At 64.2% G+C, this 15,874-nt stretch carries 15 protein-coding genes; 6 read left to right on the forward strand and 9 right to left on the reverse strand.

Going from position 1 to position 15,874, the window contains the following annotated elements:
* Positions 1-94: 94 nt before the first annotated feature.
* From AB4Y31_RS04215 to wrbA, 5 genes are all read right to left on the reverse strand, one after another.
* The gene (locus AB4Y31_RS04215; protein WP_368672838.1) at positions 95-1,042 is read right to left on the reverse strand and encodes an oxidoreductase; all 948 of its coding nucleotides are present in this window, start codon (positions 1,040-1,042) and stop codon (positions 95-97) included.
* A gap of 19 nt (positions 1,043-1,061) precedes the next feature.
* Positions 1,062-1,880 carry a metallophosphoesterase gene (locus tag AB4Y31_RS04220; RefSeq protein ID WP_368672839.1) on the reverse strand — a complete coding sequence of 273 codons (819 nt, stop codon included), beginning with the start codon at positions 1,878-1,880 and terminating at the stop codon, positions 1,062-1,064.
* A 33-nt stretch (positions 1,881-1,913) separates the two neighbouring features.
* On the reverse strand, positions 1,914-3,326 hold the full coding sequence (locus AB4Y31_RS04225; protein WP_368672840.1) for an FAD-binding oxidoreductase: 1,413 nt from the start codon (positions 3,324-3,326) through the stop codon (positions 1,914-1,916).
* Between the two features lie 140 nt (positions 3,327-3,466).
* Positions 3,467-3,937, reverse strand: coding sequence for a DUF2069 domain-containing protein (locus AB4Y31_RS04230; protein ID WP_368672841.1), 471 nt, complete (start codon positions 3,935-3,937; stop codon positions 3,467-3,469).
* Positions 3,934-4,536, reverse strand: coding sequence for an NAD(P)H:quinone oxidoreductase (wrbA, locus tag AB4Y31_RS04235; protein ID WP_368672842.1), 603 nt, complete (start codon positions 4,534-4,536; stop codon positions 3,934-3,936). The genes AB4Y31_RS04230 and wrbA overlap by 4 nt, the downstream gene beginning before the upstream one ends.
* Before the next feature lie 136 nt (positions 4,537-4,672).
* Here wrbA and AB4Y31_RS04240 point away from each other — a divergent pair, with 136 nt between their 5' ends.
* Positions 4,673-5,977 carry a YihY family inner membrane protein gene (locus AB4Y31_RS04240; RefSeq protein WP_368672843.1) on the forward strand — a complete coding sequence of 435 codons (1,305 nt, stop codon included), beginning with the start codon at positions 4,673-4,675 and terminating at the stop codon, positions 5,975-5,977.
* 46 nt (positions 5,978-6,023) lie between these two features.
* On the opposite strand, the gene AB4Y31_RS04245 is transcribed toward AB4Y31_RS04240, so the two are convergent.
* From AB4Y31_RS04245 to AB4Y31_RS04255, 3 genes are all read right to left on the reverse strand, one after another.
* On the reverse strand, positions 6,024-6,344 hold the full coding sequence (locus AB4Y31_RS04245; protein ID WP_026229669.1) for an Mpo1-like protein: 321 nt from the start codon (positions 6,342-6,344) through the stop codon (positions 6,024-6,026).
* A 141-nt stretch (positions 6,345-6,485) separates the two neighbouring features.
* Positions 6,486-7,325: an alpha/beta fold hydrolase gene (locus AB4Y31_RS04250; protein WP_368672844.1), complete on the reverse strand. Its 840-nt coding sequence runs from the start codon at positions 7,323-7,325 to the stop codon at positions 6,486-6,488.
* A complete protein-coding gene (locus tag AB4Y31_RS04255; protein WP_368672845.1) occupies positions 7,322-8,656 on the reverse strand; it encodes an O-acetylhomoserine aminocarboxypropyltransferase in 1,335 nt (444 codons plus the stop codon). Before AB4Y31_RS04255 ends, AB4Y31_RS04250 begins: the two co-directional genes overlap by 4 nt.
* A gap of 210 nt (positions 8,657-8,866) precedes the next feature.
* On the opposite strand from AB4Y31_RS04255, the gene AB4Y31_RS04260 reads away from it, so the two are divergent.
* The 3 genes from AB4Y31_RS04260 to aroC all read left to right on the forward strand — a co-directional run bounded on the left by AB4Y31_RS04260 (position 8,867) and on the right by aroC (position 12,623).
* Entirely contained in the window at positions 8,867-9,325 is a 459-nt protein-coding gene (locus tag AB4Y31_RS04260) for a CBS domain-containing protein (RefSeq protein WP_018440702.1), read from the forward strand.
* A 180-nt stretch (positions 9,326-9,505) separates the two neighbouring features.
* On the forward strand, positions 9,506-11,443 hold the full coding sequence (locus AB4Y31_RS04265) for an MFS transporter (protein WP_368672846.1): 1,938 nt from the start codon (positions 9,506-9,508) through the stop codon (positions 11,441-11,443).
* 73 nt (positions 11,444-11,516) lie between these two features.
* Complete coding sequence (gene aroC / locus AB4Y31_RS04270) at positions 11,517-12,623, forward strand: chorismate synthase (RefSeq protein ID WP_368672847.1); 1,107 nt, start codon at positions 11,517-11,519, stop codon at positions 12,621-12,623.
* 100 nt (positions 12,624-12,723) lie between these two features.
* On the opposite strand, the gene AB4Y31_RS04275 is transcribed toward aroC, so the two are convergent.
* A complete protein-coding gene (locus AB4Y31_RS04275) occupies positions 12,724-14,397 on the reverse strand; it encodes an electron transfer flavoprotein-ubiquinone oxidoreductase (protein WP_368672848.1) in 1,674 nt (557 codons plus the stop codon).
* A 127-nt stretch (positions 14,398-14,524) separates the two neighbouring features.
* Between AB4Y31_RS04275 and AB4Y31_RS04280 the strand changes: the two genes are divergently transcribed.
* Positions 14,525-15,304: an SDR family oxidoreductase gene (locus AB4Y31_RS04280; protein WP_018440698.1), complete on the forward strand. Its 780-nt coding sequence runs from the start codon at positions 14,525-14,527 to the stop codon at positions 15,302-15,304.
* Between the two features lie 110 nt (positions 15,305-15,414).
* A complete protein-coding gene (locus tag AB4Y31_RS04285; RefSeq protein ID WP_368673445.1) occupies positions 15,415-15,819 on the forward strand; it encodes an acyl-CoA thioesterase in 405 nt (134 codons plus the stop codon).
* The last annotated feature ends 55 nt before the right edge of the window (positions 15,820-15,874 follow it).

Genomic DNA, 15,874 nt, shown 5'->3' on the forward strand with positions numbered 1-15,874 from the left:
TACCCCGGCGTGTCGGCGGCATCAGGAAGCCGTAGCTACGCGACGTCCGTTGCGATTCCTCGAAAAGGGCGGCTCAGTCCACAGTCATGCGATGTTAATGCGCGGCCGTTAGTGTTTCGCAGGCCCGCCAAAGGCGCCGGCCCGCATCGACATCCCGCGCGTGCGTTGCGACGTCCGCGTCGCCCACACGGCTTCCCCGTGCTTCGAATAGCCCCTGAGGCCCGTAATACCCACCGTCGCGGACATCTGGCGAAGTCGCCGCATACAAGGTCGGCAGCGCTCCTGCGGTCCCGCTATTCAATGCAGCGGCGATGAACTTGCCCGCAAGCACTCTCAGCGCACGCTCAACCGCGTTGTAGTCCCCATTGCGGAAGAGATTCGTCTCGGCGACGCCCGGGTGCGCGGCTACGGACATCACGCGCGAGCCTTTAGCTCGCAAACGCCTGTCGAGCTCGAACGCCAACATCAGGTCAGCCAGCTTCGACTGCTGATACGCCCGCATCGGCGAATAGGAACGCGTAGACTGCAAGTCGTCGAAATCGAGCCTCCCGCGCTTATGCGCAATCGAAGCGATGGTCACGATGCGAGGCCGCTCGGCCGAATCACCCGCAGCCTGATCGAGCGCGGGCATCAGCAACTCCGTCAGTAGGAAATGCCCGAGCACATTCGTCCCGAATTGCAACTCGAAACCATCGACGGTCTCGCGGCGACGAGGTGGCGCCATCACGCCGGCATTGTTGATCAGTATGTGGATGGGGCGTTGCCGCGCCAATTGCGTCCGCGCCAATTCGCGTACGGAGGAAAGCGAAGCAAGGTCGACGATCGCGACTTGGGACCGAGTCCCGGGCGCTTGTTTCGCTATGGCGGCGAGAGCGGTTTCGCCACGCCTTATATCGCGGCAGGCCAGGATGACCTCGGCCCCCCTGCGCGCCAATTCGAGCGCCGCGTAAAAGCCGATGCCGCTATTCGCTCCAGTAATGAGTACGCGCTTGCCCGTTTGATCGGCGATATCGGCAACGGTCCACCGTGAAGCGATGTACATAGGCTGGAATCCTGAGAGGTCAAATCTCTACGACCTTATCCCACACGAATGCGGGATTCTCGATGCGCATCCGGCGCCGATCGATATATCCGCGCGGATTGCAGACGACGCGCGTACCCTCGGCGAAGTAATCGAACGGCGTATGCGTATGGCCATGAATCCAGAGCGCGACAGGCGTGTGAACGAGCGTCGGCAAATGGCTGATGAAGCCTGCCGACACGAGATCGTTTGCAAAGCGTGGCGCCAGGCTGTCGCGATGCGGGGCATGATGCGTGACGACGATCGTCTTGCCGCCGAACGGCTTGGCAATTTCAGCCGCGAGCCAAGCACGTGCTTGCCGATGCAGCGCGAGCGTATCGCTCGGCATGAACTTGCGCGAGGGCGTACCCGAGGTTTCGGCGCGATCGACGCTCCATGCAAGCTGAATCGGCCCGCGGAAATCGACCATCACTTTTTCGGCCGCTGCCATCGCGGCTTCGCGCGCTTCGTCGTCCGCACCGAAGAGCTCGAAGTCGGTCCACAGCGTCGTTCCGAGCACGCGCCACCGGCCTTGGGGGTCAAGGAGCGACGCGTTGTTCAGGTAGTGCACGTTATCGGTGGTTGCGGCGGCGTCGCGCATCGCGACTTCGAGTGCGCCGAACTCACCGTCGTAGTACTCATGGTTGCCGGGCACATAGACGATCGGCGTGCGCGGGTCGAACATCTCCGCCGCCCAGCGTATGCCCTCGGCGTGATTGTGAATGTCCCCGGCCAGCACGACGAGGTCGGCTTCGGCATGCGCGATCGCTTCGGGCTCGTCGCATTCGAGGTGGAGGTCCGACAGTACGCGGATTTTCATTCGCACGTCCCCTTTGATCGTCGAGCGCGTAATTCAGCCCAATACCTTGCCGGGATTCATGAGACCGAGCGGATCGAGCGCCGATTTGACGGCGCGCATCAGCGCAAGCTCGACGGCCGATTTGTAGTGGGCCGCTGCGCCGACCTTCAGCTGCCCAAGCCCATGCTCGGCACTGAGGCTGCCGTGATGCTTGTGCACGCTGTCATAGACGATGCGGTTCAGCGTCTCTTGGTACTGCGAAAGAAACGCCTTCGGATCGCCGCCCTCCGGCGCTTGAACGTTATAGTGCAGATTGCCGTCGCCAAGATGACCGAACGTGACCATCCGCGCACCGGGCACCGACGTGGCAATGGCGGCGTCCGTTTCCTCGATGAACGTGGCAATGCGCGAAATCGGCACCGCGATGTCGTGCTTGATGTTCAGTCCTTCTTCGGCCTGCGCGAGCGGAATATGCTCACGCAGATCCCAGAACGCGCGCGATTGCGCGAGGTTCTCCGCGACGACGGCATCTTCCACGAGCCCCGACTCGAGTGCCTCCTCCATCATGCGCTCGAAGAGTCCGCGCGCGTGCTCTTCGCTTTCGCTATCCGAAAGCTCGAGCAGCACGATCTGTGCGTGCGATGCATCGAACGGATAGCGCAATTGCGGGAAACGCTTGCCGACGAGGCGCAAGCAGAAATCCGACATCAACTCGAAGCCCGTCAGCAATGGGCCCGCATAGCGCCCCGCCAGCGCGAAGAAGTCGAGCGCGGCATGCGGGGAGGCGAGCCCGGCAAGGGCCGTCACGCGCGCCGCGGGCAGCGGATGCAGTTTCATGACGGCTGCGGTGATGATGCCCAGCGTGCCTTCCGCTCCGATATAAAGGTCGCGCAAGTCGTAGCCGGTGTTGTCTTTGCGCAGACCGCGCAGCCCATCCCATATCTCTCCCTGGGGCGTCACCACTTCGAGGCCGAGGCAGAGTTCGCGCGCGTTGCCGTAGCGCAGGACGGCCGTGCCGCCCGCGTTTGTCGCGAGATTGCCGCCGATCGTGCAACTGCCTTCGGCGGCGAGGCTCAAGGGGAAGAGCCGCCCCGCATCGCGGGCACGGTTCTGCACTTCGGCCAGCACGACGCCGGCTTCGACCGTGATCGTGTTGTTGTGGACATCGAGCGCGCGCACGCAATTGAGCCGGCCCAGGCTGACGACGGCCTGCTTGCCGCTCGCGTCGGGCGTCGCTCCGCCAGCGAGGCCGGTATTGCCGCCCTGCGGCACCAGCGCGACGCGGTGAGCGACGGCCAGGCGCACGAGCGCGGCCACTTCGTGAGAGGTGCCCGGCCGCAGCACGGCGCAGGCGGTGCCCGTGTAGCGGCCGCGCCAGTCCGTCAGATACGCGGCGGTATCGTTGGCATCGGTGAGCACATGGGCGGCGCCAATGGCGTCGCGGCAGGCAGCGACAAAATCGGTCATCGTGGGAAAAGCGGCGGACGCGCTCGTCGGAGTGGAGATGTCTTATTGTGAATGATCGTCGCCCGCCGTGCGCGCGGTGGCAGAAAGCGGGGTGAAAGCGAGTATCTGATGCTTCGCGTTTCGGTACGAATCGGCGTACGTCAGGGTGACGGCAGATCGGGCGACCGTTGCACCTCGGCGGTTTCCGCCTGGCGCCGCGCCGCCTTCGCGGCCCGCTTGAATGGCGCGACGTAGGCGAGCGCGCAAGCGAGGAAAGCGGCGGCCAGCGCCGTTTCGGCCCAGCCGAGCGCTGCCGACAGTCCCGCATCGCTCATGCCGCGCACGATGCCTTCGGCGAAGTAGAGCAGGATCAGCATCGACGCCCACTGAAGCGTATAGAGCCGCCGGCGCAATACACCGGGCAGGGCGAACGCGAGCGGCAGCGCCTTCAGCACGAGCGCCGAGCCGCCGGGCCTCAGTGGCGCGAGCCACCTTTCCCAGGCAATGGAGAGAACGATCAACGCAACGAGCGCCGCGGCGGCACCGATGGCGGCTGCGGCGCATGCGCGCGGCCCGCCGACGTCGTGCGAATTGGCGGAGACCGATTCGGCCGTTTTCGCGGCCTGCTTCATGGGCGCCCGGTCAGCCGCGCCGCCGTGCGGGCGAGCCGAGTGCCGAGCGCGACGGCGAGCGCTTTCTCGTCATGCGAAAGCGCCGACTCGCGGGCCCCCGCGCCCGAGACATGCGAAGCGCCGTAGGGCGTACCGCCGCTTTGGGTGGCGGACAACGCGCTCTCGGTGTACGGGATGCCGACGAGCAGCATGCCGTGGTGCAAAAGCGGCAACATCATTGAAAGGAGCGTCGTTTCCTGGCCGCCGTGGAGACTGCCTGTCGACGTGAAGACGCACGCGGGCTTACCGGCGAGCGCGCCGCTAAGCCACTGTGGAGTCGTGCCGTCGAGAAAATGCTTGAGCGACGCCGCCATGTTGCCGAACCGCGTCGGCGAGCCGAGCGCGAGCCCCGCGCACTCCTCGAGATCGCGCAGTTCCGCATAGGGCGGGCCGTCGGCGGGAATGTCGGGCTCGGTGGCTTCCGTGACGGGGGACACGCTCGGCACGGTGCGAATCCGGGACTGCATGCCGGGCACGCTATCGACCCCTTGCGCAATGGCGAGCGCCAATTCGCGCGTCGCTCCGTGACGGCTGTAATAGAGTACGAGAATATCCTTCATCGAGCCTCACTCATGAGCGGCCTATTATAGGGGCATTAGCCCGGCGCGACGGCGCGCGAGCCGCGGAGAGGCTCGAGTTCGGTTGTCGCCGCCGGCATGCGGCTTTGCCCGGTATTCCCACGACGCGGAGAGTTTCTTGCCCAAGCTGAGTTTCGATGTCGTTGCGCTCAAACGCCTGGCGCGCTTCGCCGCCAAGCGCAGCGGCGAAGACCGTATCGCCCAGGTGGCGGGGAGCCTGACGTTCACCACGATGCTGGCGATCGTCCCGCTCGCCACCGTCGCGTTCGCGCTTTTCACGGCGTTTCCGCTCTTCGCGACGTTCCAGGCATCGCTGCAGACTTTCCTCGCGCAGCATCTGATGCCGGACCAGATCAACAACCAGATTTTCCGCTATCTGAATCAGTTCGCCTCGAAGGCGAAAGGGCTCACGACGGCAGGCATGATCGTGCTCTTCGTCACGTCCGTCATGACGATGATGACCGTGGAGTCGGCGTTCAACCTGATCTGGCGCGTGCCAAAGCCGCGGCCGTTCGCGCAGCGTGTCCTCGTCTACTGGGCGATCATCACGCTCGGGCCGCTCCTCATCGGCGTCAGTCTTTCGATCACCTCGCACCTCTTTACACGCTCGACCGGACTCGCAAGCGAGCTCTCGCCATTGATCGAATGGGCGCTTTCGGGCGCCGCGCTGCCGTTTACGGCGTTCGTGTTCACGATGCTCTACGTCTATCTGCCCAACTGCGCGGTTCAGTGGCGCGACGCGCTGGTGGGCGGACTCTTGGCTTCGGTGGCGTTCGAAATCGCCAAGCGCGGCTTCGGCTATTACGTGCGCCACATCCCGACGTACACGGCCGTCTATGGGGCATTCGCCACAGTGCCGATGTTTCTGCTCTGGGTCTACCTGAGCTGGTTCATTACGCTGGCTGGCGCGACGATCGTATCGGCGTTGCCCGCGATCCGCGCCGGCGAGTTTCACAGGCACGCCTATCCGGGCGGCGATCTCGTCGACGCCCTCGAGCTTTTGGCGCGGCTCGACGACGCGCGAGAGGCGGGCCGGCCCGGATGCACCGTCGCCGAGCTCGCGCGCGCCGCTCGCTGCGATCTGGATACGGCGACGCGACTCGTCGAACAGTTATGCCGGCGCGAATGGATCATGCGTCTGCAGGACGGCGGCGATGGCGTCGCGCGCTACGCTTTGGTCCGCAATCCCGCTCAGATCACGGTTTCACGCGTTTTCGACGTGTTCGTCATCGACCGTACCGAACTCGAATACCAGCTCAAGCTCAGTTCGACACGGGTGGACGCCGACGCCTTGCTGAGCGCGCTCAACAACGACAAGCTCGATATTTCGCTCGCAACGCTGCTTGCCGTCCGGGACGCGCGCGCCGCGCATGCCGGCGACGACATGAGGTCATCGGCCGCGAGGCCCCGTCATGCCGTGTGACGCCGGCCCGCGGGTCGCCGTTGCACCGGCCTTGCCGCGCTGGTGGCTAAAGCGAAATCTTCCCGACGCAGATGTCCTTGAACATCACCCAATCGCCCATCAGGCTGTAGACCGGATGACGGAACGTGGCGGGCCGGTTCTTCTCGAAGAAGAAATGGCCGATCCAGGCGAAACCGTATCCGCACACGATCGCAGCCGGAAGCCAAAGCCAGTCCCCTGTCGCGACGGCCATCGCGATGCAGCCGATCACGCCTAGCGAGCCGATGAAGTGGAGCCGCCGGCAGACAGTATTGCGGTGTTCGCCGAGATAGAAAGGATAGAACTCGGCAAAGCTCGCGAACTGAGCAGGATGAGCGCCGTGATCCATGACAACCTCCGTTTGCGCCGAAGTCAGCCGATTCGCGCAGCTTCGATCGACGCGAAAGCCGGGGCGGCGGTTCGTTGGTCGGTCCATTGTGCGGCGAAAGCCCGGTTTGCCGCAATTCGGCCAGTGGCGGTGCGGGCGTCCTCACACTTGCGGCTTTCCCTCCAGCAGCGGCCGCGTAAAGTCGATCAGCGCATCGAGCGTGCCGTCGGGCTGCTCGGTCATCAAAGCATGTCCCGAGTCGAGCACGACGGTGTCGACTTCGACGCCGGCCGCCGTCAGCGCGTCAGCCAGGGCGCGCGCGGCGCGCGGCGGCGTCATCATGTCTTTCGCCCCCACGATGAGCCGTACCGGGCAACGCACCTGCCCGGCGCGCACGAGGCCGTCCGCATAGGCGTGGCAGGCCGCGAAATCGGTATGGAAGAGCTGCGCTTCGCCCCGCGCCGCGACGTGTTGCATCAAGCGTTGGTTCATGCCGTGCAGCCAGAACCCGGGGCCGGGGCACGACGGCTTGGCGGCGATCGTCGAGTGCGACCACCGATTGACGAGATCGATGGCTTCGGCTTCGCGATTCAGTGCGGCGTCGAGCAGCGCATCCGAGACCGTCATCGGCACGGCCGTGGCAAGCAGCGCGAGCCGCGCCACCCGATCAGGATAGCGGCCGGCGAAATCGAGCGCGACGAGGGAGCCCATGCTGTGGCCGGCAACGAACGCCGAAGCGACCCCGACGGCATCGCAAAGCGCGGCGAGCCAATCCGCCAGTTCGCCAATGCTCTTGGCCGCCGGGCCGGCGCTGCGTCCGTGGCCGGGCAGATCGACGGCGAGCAGATTGAAGCCGTGGTAGGCGAAATAGCGGCTTTGCAGGGCCCATACGCTGTGATCATGCTCGGCGCCGTGCATAAAAACGGCGGTCGGACGCGCGGGATCGAAGGGCTTGCCGGCCGTGTAGGCGTAGACGGCCTTGCCGTTGAGGTCGACGATCATGACCGCTCCTTTTTTGCGGCCGCAAAAGAGGCGGCGCCAGCCGGCGCAGCCTTTGCCGCCGCCTTCAGCGCGCGTTTAAGATCGTCGATGAGATCGTCCGGATCTTCCAGCCCGATCGAAAGGCGAATGGTCCCTTCGCCGATCCCTGCCGCGGCGAGCGCGGCCGCGTCCATGCGGAAATGCGTAGTCGACGCGGGATGGATCACGAGCGAGCGCACGTCGCCGACGTTCGCGAGATGCGAGAACAGCGTGAGCGCCTCGATGAAGCGCCGCCCCGCCGCGCGATCGCCGCGCAGATCGAAGCTGACGACGGCACCTGCGCCAAGCGGCAGCAGCCTTTGCGCCAGCGCATGATCGGGATGCGAATCGAGCTCGGGGTAAGCAACGGATGCGACGGCCGGATGCGCGGCGAGAAACTCGACGATTCGGCGCGTATTGGCGACATGCCTTTCCATCCGCAGCGGCAGCGTCTCGATGCCCTGCAGCAATTGCCACGCGGCCTGCGGATGCAGGCAGGCGCCGAAATCGCGCAATCCTTCTCGCCGCGCGCGTAGCAGGAACGGCGCAACAGTGCTCTCCTCGGCGAACACCATGCCGTGAAAGCCGTCGTAGGGCTCGGTAAGCTCCGGAAAGTGGCGCGAGGCAGTGAAGTCGAACTTGCCGCCGTCGACGAGCACGCCGCCGACGGTCGTGCCGTGGCCGCCGAGGAATTTCGTCGCCGAGTGGTAGACGAAATCCGCGCCGTGCTCGAACGGCTTCAGCAGATAGGGCGTCGTGAACGTCGAGTCGACGAGGAGCGGCACGCGATGCTCGTGAGCGATTTGCGCCACGGCGGCGATGTCGAGCACGTCGAGCCCCGGATTGCCGAGCGTCTCTCCGAACAAAAGCCGCGTGTCGGGCCGCACGGCGGCGCGCCACGCGTCGAGATCGCGCGGCTCGACGAACGTCGTCTCGATGCCGAAGCGGCGCAGCGTGTAGTGCAGCAGATTGTGAGAGCCGCCGTAGAGCGCATTCGAGGCGACGATATGCGAGCCGGCACTCATCAGTGTGACGATCGCGAGGTGCAGTGCGGCCTGTCCGCTCGCGGTGCCGATCGCGCCGGCGCCGTCTTCCAGCGCCGCGACGCGTTCCTCGAAGACGGCGACGGTGGGATTGGAGATCCGCGAGTAGACGTGCCCCGCGCGCTCCATGTTGAAGAGCGCCGCGGCGTGATCGCTGTCGCGAAAAACGAAAGCGGTGCTCTGATGGATCGGCGTGGCGCGAGCGCCTGTCGCGGGATCGGGTGCCGCGCCGGCGTGCACGGCGAGCGTGTCGAAGCGGTTGGCTGACATCGGAGGGCGGCCGGTCGCGTCCGGCGTGGGTTGGCCTGTCGGCCATCGTATCATCGCGCGGCGCTGGCTCGAGCGGATCCGCTGAATGTCGGCTCCCGGTCTGTCGGCCCAGGTCGGAATCGTCCGAAAATCGGCGCTCGGCTTTCCTTTTAGGGGCCTTTCCGCTAGGATCGGTTGATCCGTTGAAGTTTTAGAAGGAGGGGGGAGGCCATGAAAGTCAGCGATATCCTGAAGGTGAAGGGCAACACGCTCTTTACCGTCACACCCGATACACCGCTCAGTGATGCGGTGTTGACGATGGCCGAGCACGATATCGGCTCGCTCGTGGTCATGGAGTATGGCGACCTCGTCGGGATGCTGACGTTTCGCGAAATCATTCTGACGCTGCGCGAAAACAATGGATCGGTCGGCGAGCGGATCATCCGCAACGTCATGGATCAGCATCCGCTCACCTGCACGCCGGAGACCGACGTCAACGAAGTGCGCCGCATGATGCTCGAGCATCACGTGCGCTACCTGCCCGTCCTCGACAGCAAGACGCTGATGGGCGTCATCTCGTTCTACGACGTGGCGAAGGCCGTCGTCGAAGAACAGAGTTTCGAAAACCGCATGCTGAAGGCGTACATTCGCGATTGGCCCGAGGAGGGCGAGCCGCAGCAGCTGAGCTGACCCTGGGTTTTATTCGGGTATTCCCGCCCTCGAAGGCACCCCCTCGGCCCTCGAGGCGTGCGGGCGCGGCGCTGAGCGCCCGCTGAATGCCCCTTGAGTGCCGCTTCGCGCCGCGATTGTCGATTCACCGGGGCATCGGCCGTTCCATGGTCATCGCCTCGATTTGACGCTTCCTCACTCATGAGTGACCGCCCGTTGTCGATTACGCCGCAGGCTCGGCGCGCGCAGCGCGAACCGCATTCGCAATACGCGCTGCTGAAAGCACGCCGCTTCGCGCCTTTTTTCTGGACGCAATTCCTCGGTGCCCTGAACGACAACGTTTTCAAGGTGGGCTTTACTTCGCTCGTCACCTATGAGACGGCGCGTTTTTCGGGCGTCGACGCAAAAACGGCTGCATTCCTGATTTCGGCGATTTTCATCGCGCCGTTCGTCCTATTCTCGGCGACGTCCGGCCAAATTGCCGATAAATACGATAAAGCGACGCTGACGCGTTTCGTGAAGACGTTCGAAATCGGCATCATGCTCGTCGGCGCCGCCGGTTTTCTGACTCATCACGCGGTGCTTCTTTACGCCTGCACGTTCATGATGGGCGTGCACTCGACGATATTCGGGCCGGTAAAGTACGCCTATCTTCCGCAACATCTCGACGAGCACGAACTCGTCGGTGGCAACGGGCTCGTCGAGATGGGCACGTTCGTGGCGATTCTCATCGGCACAATCATCGGCGGGGCGGCCGCTGCTTTTCCGGGAGCCGGGGCGGTCATTCTCGCTTGCACGTGCGTGACGGTCGCGCTCGGCGGCCGCGTTGTCTCGGGCTTCGTCCCAGTTTCGCCGGCGTCGCAGCCCGACTTGCGGATCAACTGGAACCCGTTGAGCGAGACGTGGCGCAACCTCGCGCTCGCGCGCGGCAACCGCACGGTGTTCCTGAGCCTGCTCGGCATTTCCTGGCTCTGGTTCGTCGGCGCCACGTTTCTCACGTCGTTTTTCAGCTTCGCGAAGGATGTTCTTTCGGCCAACCCGGACGTCGTGACCGTGCTGCTGGCCACGTTTTCGATCGGCATCGGTTTGGGCTCGCTGCTCTGCGAACGGCTTTCGAAGCGGCGCGTCGAAGTCGGGCTCGTGCCGCTCGGCTCGATCGGCATGAGCGTTTTCGCGATCGATCTCTACTTCGCAAGCCATGCGTTGCCTCCGGCGCAGCATCTGCTCGGCGTGGGGGCGTTTCTCGGCGAGCTAGCGCATTGGCGCATCCTCGCGGATCTATTCCTGCTCGCAATGTTTGGCGGTTTCTATAGCGTGCCGCTCTACGCCCTGATTCAAAGCCGCAGCCAGCCCACGCATCGCGCGCGGATTATCGCCGCGAACAACATTCTCAATGCGTTCTTCATGATCGTCTCATCGCTCATGGCGATCGCGCTCACGTCGGCAGGCGTCAGCATTCCTGGCATTTTTCTGACGACCGCGCTGCTGAACGTCGTGGTCGCGGCCTACATCTATTCGCTCGTACCGGAGTTCCTGCTCCGGTTCGTGGCATGGATTCTCGTCCATACGTTTTACCGGATCCGGCTCGTGCATCCGGAGCGTATACCGGAGCGCGGCGCCGCCGTGCTCGTCTGCAATCACGTCAGTTATGTCGATGCGCTCGTCATCATGGCCGAGAGCCCGCGCCCCATACGCTTCGTGATGGACCATCGCATCTTTCGCACGCCGTTCGCCGGCTGGCTGTTCCGCCATGCGAAAGCGATTCCGATTGCGCCCGCGCATGAAGCGCCGGCACTGCTCGAGCGCGCTTACGAGGCCTGCGCGGCCGCGCTCGAAGAGGGCGAACTCGTCTGCATTTTCCCCGAGGGCAAGCTGACGAAAGATGGTGAGATCAACACGTTTCGCCATGGCGTGACGCGGGTCGTCGAACGAACGCCTGTCCCCGTCGTGCCGATGGCGTTGCGCGGGCTTTGGGGCAGCGTGTTTTCCCGGGCGGCGCAGGCGCAATGGCCGCGCCCGGTGAAAAAGGGCGTCATGAGCCGTTTGACCCTCGCCGTGGCCGAGCCGCTCGAGCCGGATTCGGCGACGCCCGAGACGTTGCAGCGCATCGTCACCGAACTGCGCGGGCCGCGCAAATAGGGCCAGCCTCGGCCGGAAGCGCGTGGTGCTGCATAATATCGGTCTTTCCGCATCGATTTAGTAGGCCACGTCCATGTCCGGCAATACTCTCGGCAAGCTCTTTACCGTCACGACGTTCGGCGAATCGCACGGGCCGGCCATCGGCTGCGTCATCGACGGCTGCCCGCCCGGCATGGCCCTCGCCGAAGCCGACGTTCAGATCGAACTGGATCGCCGCAAGCCCGGCACGTCGCGCCATGTGACGCAGCGTCGTGAGGACGACAAAGTCGAGATTCTCTCCGGCGTTTTCGAAGGCGTGACGACGGGTACGCCGATCGCGCTCTTGATTCGCAATACCGACCAGCGCAGCAAGGACTACGGCAACATCGCCGAGACCTTCCGTCCCGGCCACGCCGATTACACCTATTGGCAGAAGTATGGCGTGCGCGATTACCGTGGCGGTGGGCGTTCGTCGGCACGCTTGACGGCAGCCACCGTGGCGGCCGGCGCCGTCGCTAAGAAATGGCTGCGCGAGCGCTTCGGCATGGAAGTGCGCGGTTACATGAGCGCGCTTGGTGCGATCGAGGTGCCTTTCGTCGACTGGTCGCACGTGAGCGAGAACCCGTTTTTCGTGCCTAACGCCGAGATCGTCCCCCAGCTGGAAGCCTATATGGACGAGTTGCGCAAGGAGGGGGATTCGATCGGCGCGCGGATCAACGTCGTCGCGAGCGGTGTCCCCGTGGGCCTCGGCGAACCGCTGTTCGATCGTCTCGATGCCGACATTGCGCATGCAATGATGGGCATCAATGCTGTCAAGGGCGTCGAGATCGGTGCCGGATTCGCGAGCGTCGCGCAGCGCGGCTCGGAGCATGGCGACGAGCTGACGCCCGAGGGCTTCGTCGGCAACAACGCGGGCGGCATACTCGGCGGGATCTCGACGGGGCAGGACATTACGGTCTCGATCGCGATCAAGCCGACATCGAGCATTCGTACGCCACGTCGCTCGATCGATAAGGCGGGGCAGCCCGCTGTCGTCGAGACGTTCGGCCGTCACGACCCGTGCGTCGGCATTCGTGCGACACCGATCGCGGAAGCGACGCTCGCGCTCGTTCTGATCGACCACGTGTTGCGCCATCGCGCGCAATGCGGCGATGTGCAGGTGGCGACGCCCAAGATTCCTGCAAGCGCGCCCTCAAAGTAAGGGCAAGGCGCTTGCCGGAGACGCAGACGATATCGGGCCGCCGCGGCAAGGCTGGGCGCGGCCGTCGACGCCCAGCCGGCGAGCGCGCCGGCGCGGGACGTCACATGCTCCCGTAGTTCGGCCCGCCGCCGCCCTCCGGGGTGACCCAGACGATGTTCTGCGTCGGATCCTTGATGTCGCAGGTCTTGCAATGCACGCAGTTCTGCGCATTGATGACGAGCCGCTCGCTGCCGTCCTCGTTTTTGACGAATTCATAGACGGCGGCCGGGCAATACCGGCCTTCCGGCCCAGCATAGGTGCGCAGATTGATGTCGACGGGCACCGTCGGATCCTTCAGCGTCAGGTGCGCCGGCTGGTTTTCCTCGTGGTTCGTATTCGACAGGAAGACCGATGAAAGCCGATCGAACGTCAGCTTGCCGTCGGGCTTCGGATAGACGATCGGCGTGCACTGCGAGGCGGGCTTCAGCGTCTCGTTGTCGCGATGTTGGTGATGCAGGGTCCACGGCACGTTTCCGCCAAGCAGCTTTTGCTCGATGCCGACCATCAGCGTGCCGAGATAGAGCCCTTTGCTCATCCACTGCTTGAAGTTGCGCGCGCGGTTCAACTCCTCGTGGAGCCACGACTGCTTGAATGAGTCCGGATACGCCGAGAGCTCATCGCCCTGCCGTCCGGCCTGCACGGCGTCGAATGCGGCGACGGCTGCGAGCATGCCGCTCTTGATGGCCGCATGCGAACCCTTGATCCGCGAAGCATTGAGGAAACCGGCGTCGTCGCCGACGAGCGCGCCACCCGGAAACACGAGCTTCGGCAGCGACATGAGGCCGCCCGCCGTGATCGCACGCGCGCCATACGAAATGCGCTTGCCGCCTTCGAGCATCTTGCGGATCTCCGGATGCGTCTTGTAGCGCTGGAACTCCTCGAACGGCGAGAGGTAGGGGTTCGAATAGCCGAGGCCGACGACGAAGCCCACGACCACCTGATTGTTGTCCGCGTGATAGAGGAACGAGCCGCCGTACGTCTGCGTATCGAGCGGCCAGCCTGCCGTATGGATCACGAGCCCGGGCTGGTGCTTCGCGGGATCGATCTCCCACAGTTCCTTGATGCCGATGCCGTAGACCTGCGGATCGGCATCGCGGTCGAGCTTGAATTTGTCGTTCACTTGCCGGCCGAGGTGTCCGCGCGCGCCTTCGCAAAAGAGCGTGTACTTCGCGTGCAGCTCCATGCCGAGCTGGAAGTTCTCGGTCGGCTCGCCGTCTTTGCCGATGCCCATATTGCCGGTCGCGACGCCTTTGACCGAGCCGTCTTCGTCGTAGAGCACCTCGGCGGCCGCAAAGCCCGGGAAGATCTCCACGCCGAGCGCCTCGGCCTGCTGCCCCAGCCAGCGCGTCACGTTGCCGAGGCTGATCACGTAGTTGCCGTGGTTCTTGAAGTTGTCGGGCAGCGCCCAGTTCGGCGTCTTGAAGGCGCCTTTCTCGGAGAGGAAGAGGAACCGGTCTTCCGTGACGGGCACGGTCAGCGGCGCGCCTTTGTCCTTCCAGTCGGGAATGAGCTCGGTAATGGCGCGCGGGTCCATGACCGCGCCCGACAAAATATGCGCACCGATCTCGGACCCCTTTTCGAGCACGCATACGCCGAACTCGACGCCTTTTTCCTGCGCGAGCTGCTTGAGCCGGATGGCGGCCGAGAGGCCCGCGGGCCCGCCGCCGACGATCACGACGTCATATTCCATCGACTCACGCGGACCGTATTGCTCGATGAGGCTTTGTGGGGTCATTGAGGCTCCTCTGCCGTTAGAATGCTTTTTTCGGGTTCGTATTGTCAGCGAACGTCGAAGGGGCTGCAACCGACGAGAGCGAGATTAGCACGATCGTTCTATTATTGAGGCAGACGAAGGAACCACAATGGGCCGTTCGATCAATCTGGAAGGGAAGGTCGCGCTGATCACGGGCGCATCGAGCGGGCTCGGCAAGCGCTTTGCGCAGGTGCTGTCGCAGGCCGGCGCGAAGGTGGTGTTGGCGAGCCGCCGAGTCGAATTGCTGAAGGAGCTGCGCGCCGAAATCGAGGCATCGGGCGGTGCAGCGCACGTCGTTTCGCTCGACGTGACCGACTATCAGAGCATCAAGTCGGCCGTTGCTCATGCCGAAACAGAGGCGGGCACGATCGACATACTCGTCAACAACTCCGGCGTATCCACGACGCAGAAGCTGACCGAGGTCACGCCGGCCGATTTCGAGTACGTATTCGATACGAACACGCGCGGCGCGTTCTTCGTGGCGCAGGAAGTGGCGAAGCGGATGATCATGCGTTCGGGGGGCGGCAATCAGAAGCCTGTTTACCGGATCATCAACATTGCGTCGGTGGCGGGCTTGCGCGTATTGCCGCAGATCGGCCTTTACTCGATGAGCAAGGCCGCCGTCGTCCACATGACCAAGGCGATGGCGCTCGAATGGGGACGGCACGGCATCAATGTCAACGCCATCTGTCCCGGCTATATCGACACCGAGATCAACCACCACCATTGGTCGACGGAGCAGGGGCAGAAATTGCTGTCGATGTTGCCGCGCAAGCGGGTGGGGCAGCCGGAGGATCTTGAAGGCTTGCTGCTCTTGCTCGCGGCCGACGAGTCGCAATTCATCAACGGTGCCGTCATCGCGGCGGACGATGGGTTCGCGTTGGCGTAAGCATGATCGCCAAGAGCGAGCTCGAAGCGCTGTGCACGATGCGCCGGACCGCTTTGGCTTTTTTGGGAATGATTTGAGTGACAAAGAACGACTACCACCCCGTGTTCGAGATGTCGATGCCGATCCGGTGGGGCGACATGGACGCTTTCGGCCACGTGAACAACACGGTGTACTTCCGTTATATGGAGCAGGTGCGCATCAGCTGGTTCGAGCGGATCGGCTTGGTCGGCGCGGTGGAAGAAGGGCAGGGGCCCGTCATCGTCAATGCGTCGATGGAGTTTTTGCGCCAACTTCACTATCCGGGCGACATCATCGGCCGGATGTCGGTCGGCAAGCCGGGGCGCAGCAGTTTCGATACGGGGTTCGAGCTCGTGCGCGCTGACGATCCAGGCACGCTCTACGCGCGCGGCGCCGCGCGTTGCGTATGGGTCGACTACGCGGCCGGAAAGTCACTGCCGATGCCCGAGCGGTTGCGCAAACTGCTCGAGAACGCGGAGTTGGAACGCGCGACCTGAGCACTGAACGCGAGTGCGAGCGCGGCGCCTGCTGCTCGCCCGCCCCCGTTTCGCC

This window comes from Trinickia sp. EG282A (assembly GCF_040965455.1).
Classification (GTDB): domain Bacteria; phylum Pseudomonadota; class Gammaproteobacteria; order Burkholderiales; family Burkholderiaceae; genus Trinickia; species Trinickia symbiotica.